We start from the raw sequence: 20,538 nt of genomic DNA, 5'->3' as shown, positions 1-20,538 counted from the left end.
CTCATTCAGTACTTACTGGCTCGTCTGTTTCGGTAATTCGCGCAGCTTCGGAAGGTAGGCCCTCGGCGTACAGTCCGTATTTGGCGATGTATTGCACTACCCCGTCCGGCACCAGGTACCAGACAGGATTGTTCGCTGCGACCCTGGTCCTGCAATCCGTGGAGGAAATGGCCATGGCCGGCACCTCCAGCAGGCTGACATCCTTCCGGCCCATGCCATCGAGCACATGCCCCGGCCGGGTGACGCCGACGAAATGAGCCAGTGACCACAACTCATCAATGTCCTTCCAGGACAGGATCTGCGCCAGTGCATCCGCGCCGGTGATAAAGAACAGATCCGCATCCGGGCGCTGCGTCCGCAGGTCACGCAAAGTGTCAATCGTATACGTGGGGCCAGGCCTGTCGATGTCCACCCGGCTCACGGTGAAGCGCGGATTGGACGCCGTGGCGATCACCGTCATGAGGTAGCGATGCTCAGGCTTGCTGACCTGCTTATGCGTTTTTTGCCACGGCTGCCCGGTGGGGACAAAGACCACTTCGTCCAAGCCGAACTTGGCGGCCACTTCACTGGCTGCCACCAAGTGGCCGTGATGGATGGGATCAAATGTCCCGCCCATCACGCCCAGGCGCAGCCGTCCTTGCGCACCTTCACGGTGCAGAACACGGGAAATGTCAGTGGCCTTGGCCGTGGTCGTGCTTGTTGGGGTGCTGACGGTGCGGATCGGCGTGCTCATCCGTTGCGGCGTGACGGTTGCCCAGGTTGGAGTAGGACAGCGTGACAAACATCAGCGCCAGCAGGATCACGAACATGGTGCCGCCGATAACAAACGGCGGCGCAATCAGCGGCGCTGCTTCCTCATGTTCAGCGGCGGCGGCAACGGTCATGGCGATCTGCTGGAGCAGCATTTTCTCCCCTAGGTTTTCAAGGATGTGGGCAGCGGATCTTTCCCCGCCGTTCCGGTCTTCTGTCTATGTTACCGCGTTGCTAGCCGCGGACTTGGCCCTCGCCCTGCACAATCCATTTCGTGGTTGTGAGCTCGGTGAGGCCCATCGGTCCGCGGGCGTGCAGCTTCTGGGTGGAGATGCCCACCTCGGCACCCAGGCCCAGCTCGCCGCCGTCGGTAAACCGGGTGGACGCGTTGACAATGACTGCCGCCGAGTCGATCTCCGCAATGAACCGCTCCGCATTGGCGAGGTTGTTCGTGAGGATCGCTTCGGTATGGCCTGTGGACCAGGTGCGGATATGCTTCACGGCCTCGTCCAGGCTGTCCACCATGGCCACGGCGAGGTCGAGGTCCATGTACTCGGTTCCCCAGTCCTCATCCGTGGCCGGCGTGGACTCAATGGAAGCAGGCAGGGCGGCACGGATGCGATCGTCCGCGTGGAGGGTAACTCCGGCGTCGCGCAGGGCGGCGGCCACGGCCGGCAGCACGGTGGAGCGGGAGTGGACCAGCAGCGTTTCCACTGTGTTGCAGACGCTGGGCCGCTGGGTCTTCGCGTTCAGCAGGATATCCACCGCCATCTCTTCACTGGCGGATTCGTCGATGAAAATGTGGACGTTGCCTTCACCGGTTTCGATGACCGGGACGGCGGCGTTCAACACAACGGACTGGATCAGGTCCCGGCCACCGCGGGGAATCAGGACGTCCACGCGGCCGCGCGCCCGCATCAGCGCGTTGGCTCCCTCCCGCCCGTACTGGTCCACCGTCTGAACAGCGTCGGAGGGCAGCCCCACGCTATGCAGGGCGTCGCGGAGCACCTGGACCAGGGCTTCGTTCGTGGCAGCTGCGGCAGTGCCGCCGCGGAGGATGACTGCGTTTCCGCTCTTGAGCGCAAGGCCGGCGATGTCAACGGTCACGTTGGGGCGGGCCTCGTAGATGGCGGCCACCACGCCCATGGGCACGTTGACCTGGCGGAGGCGGAGGCCGTTGGGCAGGGTCTGGCCTCGGACCACATTGCCCACGGGATCCGGCAGGGTGGCGAGATTTTCCAAGGCGTCAACCAGCCCGGTGATTCGGGCTTCGGTAAGCGTAAGCCGGTCCAGCATGGCAGCCGAAGTCCCGTTGGCTTTGCCTGCCGCCACGTCCTGGGCATTGGCGGCCAGGATGGCGCTCTTCCGTTCCAGCAGAGCGGCCCCGATGGCGCGGAGGCCACGGTCCTTCCATGCCCGGTTGGCCCGGGACATCCGCCGGGCTGCCTGCCTGGAGCGGTCGGCGATGGCGTGGACGGCGGCCTCGACGTCCTCCGGCGAAAGGGGCACTGCAGTCTCCGGCGATGTCGCTTCCGGCGCCTTGGCCGCGGCGGAAAGTCCCGCGTTGGCTCCGGAAGTCGCAGCAGTGGTGTGGGTCAGTGCCTCAGTCATGATCCAAGTTTAGGCGAGTTGGGGGCTCAGACCAGCACGAGGTCATCAACGTGAACAACTTCACGGTCGTAGCCGCGGCCCAGGGCCTTGCCCAGTTCCTTCGTGGAACGGCCCAGCATCCGGGGCAGTTCCGCCGCGGAGTAGTTGACCAGCCCCCGGGCGATGACGGTGCCGTCCAGGCTGACCATTTCGACGGCGTCGCCCGCTTCAAAATCTCCGTCGACGGCGGTGATGCCGGCGGGGAGCAAGGAGGTGCGGCGGTGGCGTACGGCCTTGACCGCGCCGTCGTCGAGGATCAGCCGTCCCTGGACCGAGGCAAGGTGCGCCAGCCACAGCAGCCGTACGGGCTTGCGGGCGCCGTTTGCCGTGAACCATGTGCCCACGTCCTCACCGGCCAGCGCTGCCGCTGCGTTGGCGGTGGATGTGACCAGGGCGTGGATGCCGGAGCCGGCAGCGATCGTAGCGGCTTCGACTTTAGTGGTCATGCCGCCGGTACCCACCCCGGCTTTGCCTGCCTTGCCGATGGTGACGCCGTCGAGGTCGCGCGGGCCTTCCACCAGGGGAATCCGTTTGGCCCCGTGGGAGGGCGGACCGTCGTACAGGGAGTCGACGTCGGAGAGCAGCACCAGCGCGTCAGCCCTCACCAGGTGTGCCACCAGCGCAGCCAGGCGGTCATTGTCTCCGAAACGGATCTCGTGCGTGGCCACGGTGTCGTTTTCGTTGACAACGGGCACCACGCCGAGGTTGACGAGCCGGTCCAGGGCGCGGAAGGCGTTGGTGTGCTGGCTGCGGCGCATGAGGTCGTCTGCGGTGAGCAGCACCTGGCTGACGGTCACGCCGTGGGCACCGAAAGCCTGGGTATAGCGGGCCATCAGCAGGCCCTGGCCCACGCTGGCCGCCGCCTGCTGCGTGGCCAGGTCCCGGGGGCGCTTCACGAGGCCCAGTGGTGCCAGGCCCGCCGCGATGGCACCCGAGGAGACCAGGATGATCTCGGTGCCGGCGTTGCGCTTGGCCGCCAGGGCGTCCGCCAGCGCGGTCAGCGCTTCCTCGGAGATGCCGCCTTTGATGCTGGTCAGCGACGACGAACCGACTTTGACGACGATCCTGCGGGCTCCAGCAAGCACACTGCGGTCGGCGGTCCGCTGCTGCGTCACGGCGGTGGCGGCGCTATTGGTCATCTTCTGCGCCCAGTCCACTCTCCTTGAGCGGCTTGGCGACCCGGCGGCTGCTGACCGATTCGGTCCAGATCCCGGCTTTGCGCTCGGCTTCGAGTTCTGCGCGGGCGGCCGCCTTGGCGTCCTTGCGTTCCTGCTGCTCGTCGCGCTTCTGGCCGCGGGTGGGGCGGTCGCCGATATCGGCGAAGCGGACGTCGGTGCCGCGGGGCGAGGCGAGCAGTTCCGCACCGGCCATCATGGTGGGCTCCCAGTCGAAGACGACGCCGTCGTCCTCGCCGATCACCACGGTGTCGCCCGGTTTGGCGCCCTGCTTGAACAGTTCGTTTTCCACGCCCAGCTTGGCAAGGCGGTCAGCGAGGTAGCCGATGGCTTCCTCATTGGTGAAGTCGGTCTGCTTGACCCAGCGCACGGGCTTGTCGCCGAGGACACGGAACAGCGGCTCCAGGTTCTTCTCTTCGCGGCGGATCTTGAAGCCGGCCTCGTTGACCGCGCGGGGCCTCAGGACGGGTGGCTGAACCTTCGGCGGCGCGGAGGCGAGGGTGTCGCGGGCAGCCTGGACGATCTCCGCCATGGCGAAGCCGAGCTGGCGGAGGCCCTCGTGGCTGGTGGCCGAAATTTCGAAGACCCGGTATCCGCGTGATTCCAGCTCAGGGCGCACGAATTCCGCCATGTCCTTGCCGTCCGGGAGGTCCACCTTGTTCAGGGCGACCAAGCGAGGACGGTGGTTCAGCGGAACCACTTCTCCGTCGGTGCCGGCGTAGCTCATGTCAACGGCGTACTTTTCCAGTTCCGCTTCGATGATGGCCAGGTCTGACAGCGGGTCCCGGTCCGCCTCGAGCGTGCCGCAGTCCAGCACGTGCACCAGGGCGGCGCAGCGCTCGACGTGCCGCAGGAAGTGGTGACCAAGGCCCTTGCCCTCGCTGGCACCCTCGATCAGGCCGGGGACATCGGCGATGGTAAAGCGGACGTCCCCTGCCTGGACAACACCCAGGTTGGGGATCAGCGTGGTGAACGGGTAATCGGCAATCTTGGGGCGCGCTGCAGACATGGCTGCGATCAAGCTGGACTTGCCGGCGGACGGGAACCCCACCAGCGCGATGTCTGCAATGGACTTCAGTTCCAGCACAATGTCGCTGGACTCGCCTTCGATGCCCAGGAGCGCAAAGCCCGGGGCACGGCGCTTCTGGGAGGACAACGATGCGTTGCCCAGGCCACCCTGGCCGCCGGCCGCCGCGATGAATTCGGCGCCTTCGCCCACGAGGTCCGCCAGGACAGTGCCGTCCTTGGACTTGACCACGGTTCCGTCGGGAACGGGCAGGATGAGCGTCTCGCCGCTCTTGCCGCCGCGCCAGTCCCCCATTCCGGGGCCGCCGTTGGTGGCGTGGCGGTGCGGGGCGTGGTGGTAGTCCAGCAGGGTGGTGGTCTGGTGATCAACGCGCAGGATGACGTCGCCGCCGTCGCCGCCGTTGCCGCCGTCGGGACCGCCCAGGGGCTTGAACTTCTCGCGGTGGACGGAGACACAGCCGTGGCCGCCGGTACCGCCGGATACATGCAGTACTACCCGGTCTACAAAGCTCGCCACGTGGATCTCCTCAGTGCTTTTTTCTGGACGCCCACAGGCGCCAAGACGATTGTAATGCGGTTAAAAGAACAGTGGAGCGGACCAAATGGCCCGCTCCACCGCTTCAGAACTATTTGTTACTCTGCAGCTGCAGCAGCAACGATGTTGACGACGCGGCGACCGCGGCGGGTGCCGAATTCGACGGCTCCCGGGGTCAGTGCGAACAGGGTGTCGTCGCCGCCGCGGCCAACGCCGGCGCCCGGGTGGAAGTGGGTGCCACGCTGGCGGACGATGATCTCGCCTGCGGAAACTACCTGGCCGCCGAAGCGCTTGACGCCAAGGTACTGGGCGTTGGAGTCACGACCGTTGCGAGTGGAGCTCGCGCCTTTTTTATGTGCCATTTGAAATGCCTGCCTCTAAATTCTGGGGAATCTGCTGAAAACCTGAACAGTAACGAAGGTTACTTGATACCAGTGATCTTGACCTTGGTCAGTTCCTGACGGTGACCCTGGCGCTTCTTGTAACCGGTCTTGTTCTTGAACTTCTGGATGACGATCTTCGGACCACGGAGGTCGTTGAGGATCTCAGCCGTAACAGTTACCTTGGCCAGGTCCGCAGCTGCGGAGGTGACCTTGTCACCGTCTACCACGAGCAGGGCAGGCAGCTCAATGGTGCTGCCAGCTCCACCGGCGACGCGGTTGAGGGTAACGAAGTCTCCAACGGAGACCTTCTCTTGCCGGCCGCCTGCGCGGACAATCGCGTACACCACTTGGGAACTCACTTCTCTCGACGTTTATAACTAAATTTGCGTGCGGGCCCGGAACCAAAACTGGCTGGGTTTCCCGCTGTGCCTCAACGCCGTGGGGTCATAACCCAAGTGTTGGCGTAAGCACCGAAGATCTAGAATACGCTAATTTCGCCTTCGGCTGCAAATGAGGCTGGTTACGGCCGGTTGTCTGTGATAGGTCCCACTAGGAGGCCCAGTCCTGACAATCCGAAACCGTGCCCGACTATCGTACCGGCTCCAGCCACCGCAGAGGTTCAGGCATGCAGGCGCGGCGCGTCGAAGAAATCCACTTCGAAACGGCACGAGTGCCTGAACGCCTGGAGCATGGCGGCCTGTTCGTCCGCTGACGCCTTGCTGCCTGCCTCGTCGGCCAAGGCGATCGCTTCGCGCGTTGCCTGCGCGAAGGCCTCGTCAGCGTAGGTCCGGAGCCACTCGGCATACGGGTGCTCTTCCGGTGCTCCCGCGGCCAGGAACTGGGCATGTAGGGTCTGGCCCACTTCAGCGTAGAGCCAGAAGCACGGCAGAAGAGCCGCAACCAGCACTCCGTAACTGCCGGCGGCGGAGGCTGCCAGCAGGTGGTCCACATAGGACTTGGTGACCGCGCCCAGGACGTGCTCCACCGTGCGTGTGCTGAGCCAGGTGCGGTGCAGTTCCGATTCAACCTCGAGGCACTGCTGGGCGGACCTGGCCCAGAACAGCTGGGCGGCTTCCGTGGGAGCCAGTGCACTGGCTCGGGCAAGCGCACGTGAATAGCCGTTGAGGTAGATGGCATCCTGGGCGAGGTAGTAAGCGAACTGGTCCTCCCCCAGGGTCCCGGCTGCCAGCCCGCGGATGAAGTCGAGCCGGTAGATGGCGTCCAGATCGGGGGCCGCCGCCTGGCGGAGGGTCCCGGCGAACTCGCCGGCTACGAATTCTTCGGCAACGGGTTCCCCGGTGGCAGGTTTCCCTATAGCCGGCCGTTGCTGGACATGGTGGAAGTGGTGGATGGGACCGTTGCCGCCCCCAACCTCCAGCAGTCCCGAAGCCCGCAGCGCGCCGGCAAGCCAAGGCTTCACCTGCCGCAGGGACGCTTCCCAGTCCCCCAGCCGGGCCTGTGCCGTGGCCATGGCAGAGGAAAGCGAGCAGCCGGTGCCATGGCTGTTGCGGGTGGGAATCCGGTCTCCGGCCACTTCCACCACCGGCCCGGAGAGCAGCCCCGCGGCGTTGACGAGGGCATCCGGGCACGCACCGCCGTCGAGATGGCCTCCCTTGACCAGAATGGTGGCGCCGCTAGCCGCGGCCAGGCGATTGCCCTGCTCCAGCGCGGTGGCCCAATCGCGGGCCTGCGGTTGGTCCGCGAGGATGGCCAGCTCAGCGAGGTTGGGGGTAATCAGGTCAGCGAGCGGCAGCAGGGCGAGCAGTGCAGCTTCCGCCGATTCCTTCAGCAGCCGGTCCCCGCTTGTGGCCACCATGACGGGATCCAGAACTACGACGGCGGGACGCACCTTCTCCAGCCAGCTGCGGACCGTGTCAATCACCTCTGCATTTCCCAGCATGCCGATCTTGACGGCGTCGATGATGATGTCATCGCTGATTGCATCGAGTTGCTGGCGCAGGAAGGCGGCAGGCGGCACGTGGACATCCTGGACACCCCGGGTGTTCTGAACGGTCAGGGCGGTGATGGCCGCCATGCCGTAGCCACCCAGGGCGGCAATGCTCTTGAGGTCGGCCTGTATACCTGCCCCGCCGGAGGGATCCGATCCGGCGATGGACAGAACGCGGGGGGTATCACGCAGTACGGCCTCGGAAGTCGATGACCCGAGCGCGGGGCGCCGGGCAGCACGCATTGAAGCAGCGTCCGGGCTTTCCGGGGTATCAGAAGTTTCGGGGTTTTCGGGGTTTTCGGGGTTTTCGGGGGTTGCGGGAGGAAGGACATAGGTAGAAGCCACAGGAGACATCCCTTCGCCGGTACTAACCGGACAGGTTCAACGGGTGTGGATCTCAGCCGGCCCTTTGCGCGGCACCCCGTGTCAGTAATCCACCCTAGCGTTTCCGCGCCCCCCGCAACGTCAGATGAAGGCGGAACGACGGATGCCCGCACGCGCCCCCGGGAAGGGGGCAGGTACGGGCATCCTGGCGGGTATCCCCGCGAAGAGTCAGAGCTCCGAGGCGGGTACGCCTACGCCGAGGATAATCGGCGCATTGGTTTCTTTCGGCGCAACAGCCGCCGGGACACCGGTGCGCTCCGGCGCCTTGGCAGCATGGGTATGGCCTGCGGGGGCGGTCTGAACTGCCTCGTGATGCTCCACCGTGGTGGCGTTGGCTGCGCCCTGCGCGCGGCTGGCGCTCCGGTTTCGCCGCGGACGGCGGGCACGGGGCTGCTCGGTGTGGTCGGAGTAGTCCTTCTCAACCGCTGCAGGGGCCTGGGCGGGAGTCTGCGAAGGCGCCTGACGGGCCGGCTCTGCGGCCTGCTGGCTTTCGGCCGGAGCGCTTGCGGCAACCGGTGCCGGTTCGCCAAGCTTGGCGAACGCCTCCGCCAGACGGTCAAGAGTCAGTGCCGGAGCCTGCGGCTGCTCCTCGTGGTGCTCCACAAACGGCAGCACTACCTGCTCGCCACCGAACGTCAGCACAGCGGCAGGGCGGCCCGTGTTGTCCGTCTCGGACGGATGTGCGGGCGCAGGAGCCGGGGCTTCTGTGGCGGAGGCCTTGCCGGCAGCGGCGTGGGCTACTTCGTCGTCGTGCAGGTGGGCGGCATGCGCGGCGGCCGCGATGTTGGCGAGGGCCGCCCTCGTAGCCTCAGCCTTGGCGTGGCGCTCGGCGTCGCTCGGATCAGGGTGGACAGTATGGATCTGCACCGGAGCTGCCGGCGCCACATCCAAGGGCTGGCCGCCGCGGCCGCGGCGGCGCTTCCGGTCAGTCCGGGCGCCCTGCTGGGCATCCGGGCGGGTGTCATTGCGCTGGTTGTCCGGGCGCTGCGTATCCGGACGGTTGTCCGCACGCTGCACGTGGTGCTCGGCAGCGACAGTGTTGGCGCGGCGGTGCTCCACTGGATCGTCGTGGGTGACAATTCCGCGGCCGGCGCAGGTCTCGCACTGTTCGCCGAAGACTTCCAGGAGTCCGGTGCCCATGCGCTTGCGCGTCATCTGCACCAGACCCAGCGACGTCACTTCCGCCACCTGGTGCTTGGTGCGGTCACGGCCCAGGCATTCCACCATGCGGCGGAGCACGAGGTCGCGGTTGGATTCGAGGACCATGTCGATGAAGTCGATGACAATGATGCCGCCGATGTCGCGGAGCCGTAGCTGGCGGACCACTTCCTCGGCCGCTTCGAGGTTGTTCTTGGTGACGGTTTCCTCGAGGTTGCCGCCGCTGCCGGTGAACTTGCCGGTGTTGACGTCCACCACGGTCATGGCTTCGGTGCGGTCAATGACGAGCGAGCCGCCGGACGGCAGGAAGACCTTGCGCTCCAGTGCCTTGTGGATCTGCTCGTCGATCCGCCAGGCGGCGAAGATGTCCTGGTCCTTGGTCCACTTTTCCAGCCGGCCCACCAGGTCCGGAGCGACGTAAGTGACGTAGGCCTCAATGGTGTCCCATGCCTCTTCGCCGGAGACGATCAGTTTCGAGAAGTCCTCGTTGAAGACGTCGCGGACCACCTTGATGGTGAGGTCCGGTTCGCCGTAAAGCAGCTCCGGGGCCAGGATCTTGGTGGACGTGGACTGGCTTTCGATGCCCTCCCACTGGGCGCGCAGCCGGTTGATGTCGTGCGTGAGTTCCTCTTCCGAGGCCCCCTCTGCGGCGGTGCGGACAATGACTCCGGCATGCTCGGGCAGGCGGTCCTTGAGGATGCGCTTGAGTCGGTTGCGTTCGACGTCGGGCAGCTTGCGGGAAATGCCCGTCATGGAGCCGCCCGGCACGTACACGAGGTAACGGCCCGGGAGGGAGATCTGGCTGGTCAGCCGGGCACCCTTGTGTCCCACGGGATCCTTGGTCACCTGGACCAGGACGGTGTCGCCCGATTTGAGCGCATTTTCGATCCGGCGCTGCTTGCCTTCGAGGTTAACGGCTTCCCAGTTTACTTCACCGGCGTACAGCACGGCGTTGCGGCCGCGTCCAATGTCAACGAATGCCGCTTCCATGGAGGGCAGGACGTTCTGCACCTTGCCGAGGTAGACGTTGCCGATCAGGGAGTCCTGCTGGGTCTTGGAGACAAAGTGCTCCGCCAGGACGCCGTCCTCGAGGACGCCGATCTGGATTCTGTCGTCGCGCTGGCGGACGATCATCTGACGGTCTACCGATTCGCGGCGGGCCAGGAACTCGGCCTCGGTAATCACAGTCCTGCGGCGGCCCGTGTCGCGGGACTCGCGGCGGCGCTGCTTCTTGGCTTCAAGCCTGGTGGAGCCCTTCACGCTGGTCACCCGGTTGTTGACCGGCGCTTCGGTCACCGCGCGCGGTGCCCGTACACGCGTCACCGTGTTGGGCGGATCGTCATCTCCGCCACCGGTCAGCTCAAGATCCTGGTCGCCACGGCGGCGGCGACGACGACGGCGGGACGTCACGCCTTCATCGTTCTGGCCGGCGGCCTCTTCATCGTCCTCACTGGCACCGTCCTGGCCGCTTTCAGAACCATCGGTGTCAGCGCCAGCATCGTTGTCACCGGCGCGGCTACGGCCGCGGCGGCCACGGCTGCGGCGACGGCGGCGGCTGTTGGCATCGTCCCCTTCGCCCTCTTCGGCGTCGTCCTCTTCCGGCTCTTCCACTGGGGCCGGGACAGGCCGGACAACGGCGGTCAGGTCCGGCGCCTGGAAGAGCACGGACGTGGCTGAGCCCGGTTCCAGGAACAGCGAACCGAACGGGCTGGCGGGCGCGGCAGCCGGCTCTTCCGCCGGAGCGGCTGCCTGGTCAGCGGTTTCCGCGGCCGGGGTTTCCGCGCCAAGGGTTTTCGCGCCAGTGGCGGCTTCGGGAGGTGCAGCAGACGTTGTTGCCGGGGCGGCGGCTTCAGGAGCTTCCTGGGTCTGCGCGGCATCGGCCTTAGCGGCTTCTTGTTCCGGCACAGAGGCAGCGTCCGGCGCTGCTGGAACGTCCGGCGCTGAGGTCTTGCGGGTGGCTACGCGACGGCGGCGGACCGGCTTCGCGTCAGCGTCGTCCTGGGTCGGAGCCGGTGCTGCGGGCTCGGGTGCAGTGGGCGTCTCTGCCCTGCCTGCTTCGGGTGTTTCGGTGTCTTCAACGGCGAAGGCGGGCAGCGGTTCCGCGGCTTCTGGTTTCTTGCGGGCGCGGGTCCGGCGGACGGGTACCTTCGCGTCCGCCGCTGTCTCAACGACGGCAACTGCTTCAAGGACCGCGGCAGTCTCGGCGTCGGGCTGGGCCGCTTCGGTCAGGGACTCAGTAGCGGTGGAGGCTGCGCCGGCTGCCTTCGGGGCTGCCTTACGCCGGGTCCTGGTGACCTTCGGCGGCGCCTCGGCGGTTTCAGGTGCCCCTGTTTCAGCATTAACGGCTGGTACGTGTTCATTTTCCATATGTAGCTACACTCCTGCCCCTGACGTACCGCCACATCCGGCACCCATTGGGGCACATATTGTCAAAACCCGCAGGCGCTGACAGAAGTCAAGTGGATACTCCCAGGTTCGCACCGGCATTGGGGTGCGGCAGCCCGTGGGAGCCGTCGGCTGTGTCCTGAAACCCGTTGTTCTACACGCCACAACCAGGTGCCGACCAATGGAATTGCGGGAGGCCGGATCAGAGGATCCAAAGCCCGCCCTGCTCATCATTGGCGGTCTTGAAACAAGCCACCGGACCGGAGTCCGAATGTGGGTCGGCCTCCAGCCAAGTTCATTCTCTCACACCCCGGCCCCAAGACCGCGGAAGCGGGGTCAAAGTATCCGCCCTCTAAGCCTCTGGCCGAGGTGCTGGCTGGAGGGTCAGTTCAGGCGCCGGCGTTACAATCGGGCTAGGAGCACCCGAAGCAAAGGACGCCACAGATCATGCCCAGCATTTCCCCGCGCGGTACCGACACACCACACGTCTCCCCCGCGGCAGGGGTTTCCCCCACTGCAGCGCCGTCTGGCGCAGCGACGGCCTCGAAGACCTCCACCCTGCCGCGCATGGCCCGTAACCGGCCCCTCGGTTGGCTCATGGTCATTACGGGAGTCATCGGCTGGCTGGCCTCGGGAACGCTTGTCCTGGAAAAGTTGGAGGTCCTGAAGGATCCCAACCACACCACCGTTTGCGATGTGAATCCCTGGATCTCCTGCGGCCAGGTGATGCAGACCTGGCAAAGCTCGGTGTTCGGGTTCCCCAACATGTTTATTGGCATTGTGGCTTTCGCCATTATTATCACCGTGGGTATGGCCCTGCTGTCCGGCGCCACGTTCGCCCGCTGGTACTGGGCAGGACTTCAGGCCGGAGTCACCTTGGGTTTCGCGTTTGTGGTGTGGCTGTGGTCCCAGGCCCTGTACTCGATTCACATCCTGTGCCCGTTCTGCATGATTGTCTGGGCCGCCATGATCCCGCTGTTTGCCTGGGTCACCATCAGGAACATCAGCCACGGCGTGATCCCCATGCCCGCCGGCGCGGCCAAGGTTTTGGCCGACTCGGGCTGGATCATCACCGCGCTGCTTTATGTGGCTGTCATCGCCACCATCTTCTTCGCCTTCATCCAGGTGTTCGCCGGCACGTCCGGCTTCTAGCTTTCCTGGTTCCCGCGAGATGACAGTTAAGGCCAATGTCCGGGCGGGACATTGGCCTTATCTGTCACCTCGATGAGGCGGGTGGGTTCAGGTGCTAGGCCTGGAACCAGATTTTGATCTCGCGCTCTGCCGAGTCCACGGAGTCGGAGCCGTGCACCAGGTTCTGCTGGACCTTCAGGCCCCAGTCGCGGCCGAAGTCGCCACGGATGGTGCCGGGGGCGGCAGTGGTGGGGTCGGTGGTTCCGGCCAGGGACCGGAAGCCCTCAATGACGCGGTGGCCTTCGAAGATTGCTGCCACAACCGGGCCGCTGAGCATGAATTCCACGAGGGGCTCGTAGAACGGCTTGCCCACGTGCTCCTCGTAGTGCTGCTCCAGGAGTTCGCGGCTGGCGTCAACCTTTTTCAGCTCGGCGAGGGTGTACCCCTTGGCCTCAATGCGGCTCAGGATGGCGCCGCTAAGGTTGCGGGCCACTCCGTCGGGCTTGATCAAAACGAGGGTGCGCTCAATGCTCACAGTTGCTCCAATGCGTTGGTGGGGGTTTCGGGACAAGTCTACGAGGCCGGCGGGGTGTCCCCGTGCGTGGCGTTCCATTCGGCCTGCTCGCGTTCGCGTTGCGCGGACTCCGAGTCGATCCTGATGCCGGTCCGGATCCCGTACCACCAGGCCAGGCCGAAGAGGGCGCCCACCAGGAACATCGTGGGTTCAATGATCCCGGTGAGGATCAGCACGATCTGCAGGATCCAGCCCAGTCCCACGCCCCACGGCTTGGACAGCACCGCACACGCGAACACCATGACCAGGCTGAGCGCGATGCCCACCCCGAGGATCAGCGCCGGCGGAAATTCACCGCGCCTGAGCCCGAAAACGGCCAGGGTGGCAAAAAAGACCACAAACGCTTCGAGCAGCAGGACAGTGGAGGCGAACATTACCTTGGTGGAACGGCGCTTCTTGGGCATCCCCGGACGCCATTCACGCTGCGCCTTGGTCAGCTTTGCCACGGCTAGGCCTCCGTCTTTCCGAGCAGGATCCGTGCTTCCGCCACCAGGGTGATGGAACCGGTGACCAGCACGCCGCCGGACAGGTCATCGTTGGCTTCGGCACGTTCCACAGCCCACTCCAGGGCGTCGTCGAGCTTCTCCGCGATGTGGATGTTGTCCTCGCCGAACCCCAGCTCCACGGCCAGTTCCGCCAGCTCGGCTGCCGGGACGGCGCGCGGTGAGTTGGACTGCGTGAAGCAGTACTCCTCGGAGAGGTCTCCCAGGGATTCCTTGAGCTGGCGCAGGATCTCTTCCGCGTCCTTCTCCTTGAGGACCCCCACCACCGGGACGAGCCGGGTGAAGGTGAAGGCCTCCTGGATGGCCTCGGCCGACACCCTGATGCCGTCCGGGTTGTGCGCTGCGTCCACGATAATGGTGGGCGCGGTCCGGACAACCTCGAGCCGGCCGGGCGAGGTGACGGACGCGAAAGCTTCCTGCAGCACCTCGGCGTCCAGTTCCTTCTCGCCGCCGAAGAAGGCTTCGAGCGCAGCCACGGCCACGGCGGCGTTCTGGGCTTGGTGCGCACCGTGCAGCGGCAACAACAGCTCCGGATACCGGCCCGCGATGCCCTGGATGCTGACTACCTGCCCGCCCACGGCAACGGTCCGGGACTCGACGCCGAATTCCACGCCCTCGAACCGGTACGGCACCCCCACTTCCCTGGCCTTCTCAAGCAGGACTTGGGCAGCATCCACGGGCTGGGCCGCGCTGATGAGGTAGCCGCCGGGCTTGATAATGCCTGCCTTCTCGTAGGCAATGTCTTCGGTGGTGTCGCCCAGCAGGTCCGTGTGGTCCAGGGAAATGGGGGTGATCACCGAGACCTGTCCGTCCCCCACGTTGGTGGCGTCCGTGATGCCGCCCAGGCCCACCTCGATGACGGCCACGTTCACGGGCTGGTCGGCAAAGATAGCGAAACCGAGGATGGTCAGGCATTCAAAGTACGTGAGCCGGGGCTGCCCCTCGGCCTCCAGCTCGGAATCGACGATCTGCAGGTACGGGCGGATCTCGTCCCAGATGCGGACGAACGTCTCGTCGCTGACGGGGTGGCCGTCGATGCTGATCCGTTCGGTGACCTTGGACAGGTGCGGGCTGGTGTAGCGCCCTGTGCTCAGTCCATGGGCGCGCAATCCTGCCTCGATCATCCGGGCCGTGGACGTCTTGCCGTTGGTGCCGGTGACGTGAATGATCGGAAACGCCTTGTTGGGCTCACCCAGAACGTCCATGGCTCGAAACAGCGGTGCCAGTCGCGGTTCCATCTTGTTTTCGGGCGCACGCCCCAGCAGCTCGGCGTAGACACTCTCTACGGAGAATTCGTCCGTCATAACCTAGGCCTCTGTCTTTTCGACGGTGATGCGGGGGTCGCCGGATTCGGCCGGAACCGTGTCCAACTCAAGGGTCAGCGTTTCCGTCTTCACCAGCTCGGCATTGGCCAGCAGGGCATCAAGGACACTCTGTGTGGCGGTGACGCTTGTACGGATGCGGTCGCTGACGTTCAGTCCGGCGTCCTTGCGTGCCTGCTGGATGGCGCGGACCATGTCACGGGCCAGGCCTTCAGCCTCAAGTTCAGGAGTAACTTCGGTGTTGAGCACCACGAAGCCGCCGCCGGGCAGGACGGCAGCGGCACGCGAGCCGGCACCGGCCGCGGCTTCCGCCACGACGGTCTCCAGCGTATACTCCTGCGGCTCCAGCTCCAGGCCGCCGGCGGTGACCACCCCTTCCTCGCTCACTGACCAGTCACCGGCTTTGGAGCCCTTGATGGCCTGCTGGACGTTCTTGCCGAGGCGCGGCCCCGCCGCGCGGGCGTTGACCACGAGCTTCTGCTCGATGCCGAACTCCTCCGGGGAGGCGCTCTCGGCGTCGAGCAGGCGCACCGAACGGATGTTCAGTTCATCAGCGACGACGGCGGCGAAACCTTCCAGCGCATCCGCACCGGGTGCCACCACGGTGAGCTCCTGGAGCGGCAGGCGCACACGCAGGTTCGCGGCCTTCCGGAGCGAGGATCCGGTGGAGCAGATCTGCTGCACGCGGTCCATCGCTTCCACCAGGGACGCGTTCGCCGGGAACAGCGTGGCGTCCGGCCAGTCGGCCAGGTGCACGGAGCGCCCGCCGGTGAGGCCGCGCCAGATTTCCTCGGAGACCAGCGGCAGCAGCGAGGCGGCCACGCGGGACACGGTCTCCAGTGCGGTGTAGAGGGCGTCGAACGCGTCAGCACTTTCGTCGAAGAAGCGCTGGCGGCTGCGGCGGACGTACCAGTTGGTGAGCATGTCCAGGTAGCTGCGGAGCTCGTCGCAGGCACCGGAGATGTCGTAGCTGTCCAGCTGCGCGGTCATGTTGCGGACCAGGTCGCCGGTGTTGGCCAGCAGGTACTGGTCCAGGGTGTCGGCATACCCGTCGTAGCGCAGCTTCGCGTCGTAGCCAATGCCACCGCCCGCGGCGTTGGTGTAGAGCGTGAAGAAGCTGTAGACATTCCAGAGCGGCAGGATGACCTGGCGGACGCCGTCGCGGATTCCCTGTTCGGTGACCACCAGGTTCCCGCCACGGAGGATGGGGCTGGACATGAGGAACCAGCGCATGGCGTCGGACCCGTCGCGGTCAAGCACTTCGGAGACGTCCGGGTAGTTGCGCAGGCTCTTGGACATCTTCTGTCCGTCCGAGCCGAGCACGATGCCGTGGCTGATGACGTTGCGGAACGCCGGGCGGTCAAACAGCGCCGTGGACAGGATGTGCAGCATGTAGAACCAGCCGCGGGTCTGGCCGATGTACTCCACGATGAAGTCCGCAGGGTTGTGCGTGTCAAACCAGGTTTCGTTCTCGAACGGGTAGTGGACCTGGCCGTACGGCATGGAGCCGGAGTCGAACCAGACGTCCAGGACGTCCTCGACCCGGCGCATCACGGACTGGCCCTCTTCGGGCGTGCGGGGGTCGTCCGGGTTGGGGCGGGTTAGTTCGTCGATGAAGGGGCGGTGCAGGTCAACCTGGCCGTCCTTGTTCAGCGGCAGTCGGCCGAAGTCCGCCTCGATCTCGGCCAGCGAGCCGTAGACGTCGGTGCGGGGGAATTCGGGGTCGCTGGACTGCCACACCGGGATGGGGCTGCCCCAGTAGCGGTTGCGGCTGATGGACCAGTCGCGGGCGTTGGCCAGCCACTTGCCGAACTGGCCGTCCTTGACGTTCCCGGGGATCCAGTTGATCTCCTGGTTCAGCTCGGACATCCGGTCCTTGAACTTGGTCACTTCCACGTACCAGGAGGACACGGCGCGGTAGATCAGCGGGTTGCGGCAGCGCCAGCAGTGCGGGTAGCTGTGCTCGTAGCTGGCCTGGCGGACCAGGCGGCCCTGGGCGCGGAGCACCTGGGTGATGGGCTTGTTGGCCTCGAAAACCTGCAGGCCCACGATGTCGTGCAGGTCGCCGTGGCTGAACAGTGGAAGGAACTTCGCGCCCTCGTCCACGGACAGGACCACCGGGATGCCGGCCTCTTCGCAGACCTTCTGGTCGTCCTCGCCGTAGGCCGGGGCCTGGTGGACGATGCCCGTACCGTCGGTGGTGGTGACGTAGTCCGCCACCAGGAACCGCCACGCGTTCTGGGTGCCGTACTTTTCGGTATCGCTGAAGTCGTGCCACAGCGGCTCGTACTGCAACCCTTCGAGGTCGGCGCCGATGTGCGTGGAAACCACGGCGGCCTCCGCGGAAGCGAAGTCCTCGTAGCCAAGGTCCTTGGCGTAGGCGCCCAGCAGGTCGGCAGCGAGGAGGAAGCTTCCGGTGACGGGCGCGTCCGCGGAGGCGGCCTTCACCCCGTTGGGGCCGGCGGGGAGGACCGCGTAAGTGATGGCAGGCCCGACGGCGAGCGCCAGGTTGGTGGGCAGCGTCCAAGGGGTGGTGGTCCAGGCGAGCGCCTGCACGCCGGCCAGCTGCCGTGACAGCTCCGACTCCCCTACGGTGATGGGGAACGTCACCGTGACCGTCTGGTCCTGGCGGTTCTTATAGACGTCGTCGTCCATCCGCAACTCGTGGTTGGACAGCGGTGTTTCATCCTTCCAGCAGTATGGAAGGACCCGGTAGCCGTTGTAGGTCAGGCCCTTCTCGTGCAGCTGCTTGAACGCCCAGAGGACGGACTCCATGTACTCCACGTTGAGGGTCTTGTAGTCGTTGTCGAAGTCCACCCAGCGGGCCTGGCGGGTGACGTAGCTCTTCCACTCGTCGGCGTACCTCATCACCGAGGCACGGCAGGCGTCGTTGAACTTGTCGATGCCCATGGCTTCGATCTGGGTCTTGTCCGTCATGCCCAGCTGCTTCATGGCTTCCAGTTCGGCGGGCAGCCCGTGGGTGTCCCAGCCGAAGCGGCGCTCAACCCGGCGGCCGCGCTGGGTCTGGTAGCGGCCCACCAGGTCCTTGGCGTAGCCGGTCAACAGGTGGCCGTAGTGCGGGAGCCCGTTGGCGAAAGGAGGGCCGTCGTAGAACACGAATTCGTTGCTGCCAGGTTCACCGCCCGGCGCATCGGCGCTGCGCTGGTCGATACTGGCCTGGAACGTTCCGTCCTGGTCCCAATACTTGAGGATGCGCTCTTCGATCTCCGGGAACTTCACGGAGGCAGAGACGCCGGCGGCAGCGCCGCTCGAAGCAGCGACCGAAGGGGAAGATGAGGCTTTGGGGTAATACGTCATTCTCGACATCCTGGGTTGAGCTGGTGAACCGTCCAGCCGCTGCTGAAGGGTTCCGTTCAGGATGCGAGGACGGCTCCTGCGCTGTCCTTGGACTGCACACTCACCGCGGTACCACCTCACTTACCGGCACTCCACCTGCTCCGCGAAGAGCCGTGGCGGCGTACCGGCCGCTCATTACTGCTGTGACGGGCATACCCGTCCGGTTCTAATAACACCGCTGCCAGTTGCCTGGCCGTCAGTGCGTTCTTCCGGAAGCTCACCGGTGATAGCCGGGTCGTAGCCACCATCGAGTCTACTATCGCCGGGCCGTCCACCGCCATTCCCGGGCGTCCTCGAAGATTGGGGGATGGTTAGGGAGCCCGACTCGTACGAAGACGCCTGCCCGCACCCAATAATGGACGGTATGCAGACGGCCGGCGTACGCAGCCAAGGCAGACGATTCCGGCGTGTCAGCGCCTGGTTCTGCTGGGCCGCGGCGGCAATCCTCTGCCTGCCGGGCGCTTCGCTGACAGTCCTGCGCCTGGTCCAGGCGGACATGGGAACGCCCTGGATCCAGCTGCTGTCCCTGTTTCCGGCCAGCATTGTGCTCACGACGGCGGCACTCGCGGCCGCGGTGCTGGCAGTTTGCCTGAATTCCCGGTTCAGTCAAACGATCCTCGCCGCTCTGGTGACGGCCCTTCTGCTGGTTCAGCTGCAGCTGGTGGCCCCGGGCCTGATGCCCCTTGACGGAACCGGATTGGCGCCCCAGGCCGCGGGAACAGCTGTCTCTCCCGGCCCCGGCCCGGGCCGCACTGTGACCGTTATGGCCCTCAATGTGGGCTCCAAGGGAGTTGACTCCACGGTGCTCCTGAAAGAGGCCCGTGCCCGAAAGGTTGACATTCTGGCACTACCTGAGTTGGGCCCTCCAGGGCTGGAGTCCTTGGAGACCGCCGGAATCGCAGCGGTCTTTCCATACCGATCCGTGGACGTCGATTGGGCGGGGGTGGGCAGCGCGATCTTTTCAAGGTTCCCGCTGCAGGCCTCGGGGCGTGTGCCGGACAGCGCGTTCTACCAGAGCAGGGGTGTTGTGACGGTTCCTGGCGCGGCGGGGCCGATCCACCTGACGGCCGTCCACATCGATTCGCCCCGTCCCGGCCGCACACCCGAATGGCGCCGGGAGCTGCACCAGGTGGGCGAGGCCCGGCAGGACGTGGCCGGCGCCGCTCCGGCCATCCTGCTGGGCGATTTCAACGCCAGCTACGACCACCGTGAGTTCCGGGGCCTGCTGGCCACCGGGTTCACGGACGCGGCACAGGCCTCTGGCATGGGCATGGCGCCCACGTGGCCTGCCGGTTCACGGATCCCGCCATTCGTGACCCTGGATCATGTCCTGGTCACGGGTGGCATCGGGATCCGAAGCTTCGCCACCGTCTCGGTTCCGGGTACCGACCATGCCGGCGTCGTGGCGGAACTGCTGCTCCCGGACTAAAGGCCTTACCCGTCAGCCCTTGCGGATGAGCTTATGGGTGGCGGCCTGGGCAACAAGGCCGGATGACAATCTGGTCCAGATTGACGTGGTGCGGTGCGCTGACGGCGTAGCGGACGACGTCGGCCACGTCCTCTGCCGTGAGCGGCTTCTCCACGCCCTGGTAGACGTTCGACGCCGCCTGTGCATCGCCGAGCCGGTTCAAGGCGAACTCTTCGGTCTGGACCAGGCCGGGCGCAACCTCGATGACGCGAAGGTTATTCTCCGCTTCCTCCAACCGGAGCGCACCGGTCAGCGCGTGCTGGGCAAATTTGGCGGCGTTATAGCCGGCACCGCCCTCGTAGGCCACCAGACCGGCGGTTGAGGTGAGATTCAGGACCGTTCCTTCCCCGTTGGCCCGGAGCATGGGCAGGAAAGCCCGCGTGAGCTTCAGGGTGCCCAGAACATTAACCCGGTACATCCATTCCCAGTCCTCAATATTGGCGGCGCCCACATGGTCCGCGCCCTTCGCGCCGCCGGCGATGTTGATCAGCGTTCCCACGCCCCCGGCTTCGGTCACGCGGGCGAGGAGCCGTTCGACGTCGTCGTCCTCGGCGATGTCGGCGGGAATCCCGACGGCGCCGGTCTCAGCTTCCAGCGCTGCCAGACGTTCAGCTCGGCGCGCCACCGCGAAGACTGTCCAGCCTTCCGCCCTCAGGGCGCGGACAGTGGCCTCGCCGATGCCGGTGCTGGCGCCGGTCACAACTGCCGCCCGGTTCTGGCGTGGATCGATTTGTGCTGTCTGGTTAGGCACTGAGGTGGTCTGCGAATCGTCAGTCATGGCACCACCCT

Annotated in this window: 15 protein-coding genes, 1 pseudogene and 1 riboswitch; of the genes and pseudogenes, 2 read left to right on the top strand and 14 right to left on the bottom strand. The window is 65.8% G+C overall.

The window, feature by feature from the left end:
* Position 1 precedes the first annotated feature (1 nt).
* The 9 genes from nadD to AB4Y73_RS02500 all read right to left on the bottom strand — a co-directional run bounded on the left by nadD (position 2) and on the right by AB4Y73_RS02500 (position 11,376).
* Positions 2-733 carry a nicotinate-nucleotide adenylyltransferase gene (nadD, locus tag AB4Y73_RS02540; protein ID WP_441868054.1) on the bottom strand — a complete coding sequence of 244 codons (732 nt, stop codon included), beginning with the start codon at positions 731-733 and terminating at the stop codon, positions 2-4.
* Positions 672-905: a hypothetical protein gene (locus tag AB4Y73_RS02535; RefSeq protein ID WP_441868052.1), complete on the bottom strand. Its 234-nt coding sequence runs from the start codon at positions 903-905 to the stop codon at positions 672-674. Before AB4Y73_RS02535 ends, nadD begins: the two co-directional genes overlap by 62 nt.
* Before the next feature lie 79 nt (positions 906-984).
* Complete coding sequence (locus tag AB4Y73_RS02530; RefSeq protein ID WP_441868050.1) at positions 985-2,361, bottom strand: glutamate-5-semialdehyde dehydrogenase; 1,377 nt, start codon at positions 2,359-2,361, stop codon at positions 985-987.
* A gap of 26 nt (positions 2,362-2,387) precedes the next feature.
* The gene (gene proB / locus AB4Y73_RS02525) at positions 2,388-3,539 is read right to left on the bottom strand and encodes a glutamate 5-kinase (protein ID WP_441868048.1); all 1,152 of its coding nucleotides are present in this window, start codon (positions 3,537-3,539) and stop codon (positions 2,388-2,390) included.
* The gene (obgE, locus tag AB4Y73_RS02520; protein WP_441868046.1) at positions 3,529-5,118 is read right to left on the bottom strand and encodes a GTPase ObgE; all 1,590 of its coding nucleotides are present in this window, start codon (positions 5,116-5,118) and stop codon (positions 3,529-3,531) included. Before obgE ends, proB begins: the two co-directional genes overlap by 11 nt.
* Before the next feature lie 116 nt (positions 5,119-5,234).
* Complete coding sequence (gene rpmA / locus AB4Y73_RS02515; RefSeq protein WP_009372867.1) at positions 5,235-5,498, bottom strand: 50S ribosomal protein L27; 264 nt, start codon at positions 5,496-5,498, stop codon at positions 5,235-5,237.
* 59 nt (positions 5,499-5,557) lie between these two features.
* Positions 5,558-5,866, bottom strand: a complete 309-nt coding sequence (gene rplU, locus AB4Y73_RS02510; protein WP_441868595.1) for a 50S ribosomal protein L21 — start codon at positions 5,864-5,866, stop codon at positions 5,558-5,560.
* A gap of 272 nt (positions 5,867-6,138) precedes the next feature.
* On the bottom strand, positions 6,139-7,710 hold the full coding sequence (locus AB4Y73_RS02505; protein WP_441868592.1) for a bifunctional hydroxymethylpyrimidine kinase/phosphomethylpyrimidine kinase: 1,572 nt from the start codon (positions 7,708-7,710) through the stop codon (positions 6,139-6,141).
* 93 nt (positions 7,711-7,803) lie between these two features.
* A riboswitch (TPP riboswitch) is annotated at positions 7,804-7,901 on the bottom strand.
* Positions 7,902-8,019: 118 nt separating this feature from the next.
* A complete protein-coding gene (locus AB4Y73_RS02500) occupies positions 8,020-11,376 on the bottom strand; it encodes an Rne/Rng family ribonuclease (RefSeq protein WP_441868044.1) in 3,357 nt (1,118 codons plus the stop codon).
* 465 nt (positions 11,377-11,841) lie between these two features.
* On the opposite strand from AB4Y73_RS02500, the gene AB4Y73_RS02495 reads away from it, so the two are divergent.
* Positions 11,842-12,546 (top strand): vitamin K epoxide reductase family protein, encoded by a 705-nt coding sequence (locus AB4Y73_RS02495; RefSeq protein WP_441868042.1) that lies wholly within the window; start codon positions 11,842-11,844, stop codon positions 12,544-12,546.
* 94 nt (positions 12,547-12,640) lie between these two features.
* Here AB4Y73_RS02495 and ndk read toward each other — a convergent pair whose 3' ends face one another.
* From ndk to ileS, 4 genes are read right to left on the bottom strand one after another with little or no spacing between them, the layout of a single operon-like run.
* Positions 12,641-13,060, bottom strand: coding sequence for a nucleoside-diphosphate kinase (gene ndk, locus AB4Y73_RS02490; protein ID WP_131683949.1), 420 nt, complete (start codon positions 13,058-13,060; stop codon positions 12,641-12,643).
* Positions 13,061-13,098: 38 nt separating this feature from the next.
* Positions 13,099-13,545 carry a DUF4233 domain-containing protein gene (locus AB4Y73_RS02485; protein ID WP_441868040.1) on the bottom strand — a complete coding sequence of 149 codons (447 nt, stop codon included), beginning with the start codon at positions 13,543-13,545 and terminating at the stop codon, positions 13,099-13,101.
* Between the two features lie 2 nt (positions 13,546-13,547).
* On the bottom strand, positions 13,548-14,906 hold the full coding sequence (locus tag AB4Y73_RS02480; protein WP_441868038.1) for a bifunctional folylpolyglutamate synthase/dihydrofolate synthase: 1,359 nt from the start codon (positions 14,904-14,906) through the stop codon (positions 13,548-13,550).
* A gap of 3 nt (positions 14,907-14,909) precedes the next feature.
* On the bottom strand, positions 14,910-18,242 hold the full coding sequence (gene ileS / locus AB4Y73_RS02475; protein WP_441868036.1) for an isoleucine--tRNA ligase: 3,333 nt from the start codon (positions 18,240-18,242) through the stop codon (positions 14,910-14,912).
* A 403-nt stretch (positions 18,243-18,645) separates the two neighbouring features.
* On the opposite strand from ileS, the gene AB4Y73_RS02470 reads away from it, so the two are divergent.
* A complete protein-coding gene (locus tag AB4Y73_RS02470; protein ID WP_441868034.1) occupies positions 18,646-19,710 on the top strand; it encodes an endonuclease/exonuclease/phosphatase family protein in 1,065 nt (354 codons plus the stop codon).
* A 12-nt stretch (positions 19,711-19,722) separates the two neighbouring features.
* On the opposite strand, the pseudogene AB4Y73_RS02465 reads toward AB4Y73_RS02470, so the two are convergent.
* Positions 19,723-20,527 (bottom strand): annotated as a pseudogene (locus tag AB4Y73_RS02465) (SDR family oxidoreductase).
* Positions 20,528-20,538: the final 11 nt, after the last annotated feature.

Source organism: Pseudarthrobacter sp. TAF60_1 (assembly GCF_052113505.1).
Classification (GTDB): Bacteria; Actinomycetota; Actinomycetes; order Actinomycetales; family Micrococcaceae; genus Arthrobacter.
Note: the sequence above shows the minus strand (reverse complement) of the source record. Positions and strands in the feature narration are given on the sequence as shown.

Bases quoted from the DNA above. Each gene is read 5' to 3' on its own strand.
- nadD (WP_441868054.1), bottom strand. From the start codon at position 733: ATGAGCACGCCGATCCGCACCGTCAGCACCCCAACAAGCACGACCACG.
- AB4Y73_RS02535 (WP_441868052.1), bottom strand. From the start codon at position 905: ATGCTGCTCCAGCAGATCGCCATGACCGTTGCCGCCGCCGCTGAACAT.
- AB4Y73_RS02530 (WP_441868050.1), bottom strand. From the start codon at position 2,361: ATGACTGAGGCACTGACCCACACCACTGCTGCGACTTCCGGAGCCAAC.
- proB (WP_441868048.1), bottom strand. From the start codon at position 3,539: ATGACCAATAGCGCCGCCACCGCCGTGACGCAGCAGCGGACCGCCGAC.
- rpmA (WP_009372867.1), bottom strand. From the start codon at position 5,498: ATGGCACATAAAAAAGGCGCGAGCTCCACTCGCAACGGTCGTGACTCC.
- AB4Y73_RS02505 (WP_441868592.1), bottom strand. From the start codon at position 7,710: ATGCGTGCTGCCCGGCGCCCCGCGCTCGGGTCATCGACTTCCGAGGCC.
- AB4Y73_RS02500 (WP_441868044.1), bottom strand. From the start codon at position 11,376: ATGGAAAATGAACACGTACCAGCCGTTAATGCTGAAACAGGGGCACCT.
- AB4Y73_RS02495 (WP_441868042.1), top strand. From the start codon at position 11,842: ATGCCCAGCATTTCCCCGCGCGGTACCGACACACCACACGTCTCCCCC.
- AB4Y73_RS02480 (WP_441868038.1), bottom strand. From the start codon at position 14,906: ATGACGGACGAATTCTCCGTAGAGAGTGTCTACGCCGAGCTGCTGGGG.
- ileS (WP_441868036.1), bottom strand. From the start codon at position 18,242: ATGACGTATTACCCCAAAGCCTCATCTTCCCCTTCGGTCGCTGCTTCG.
- AB4Y73_RS02470 (WP_441868034.1), top strand. From the start codon at position 18,646: ATGCAGACGGCCGGCGTACGCAGCCAAGGCAGACGATTCCGGCGTGTC.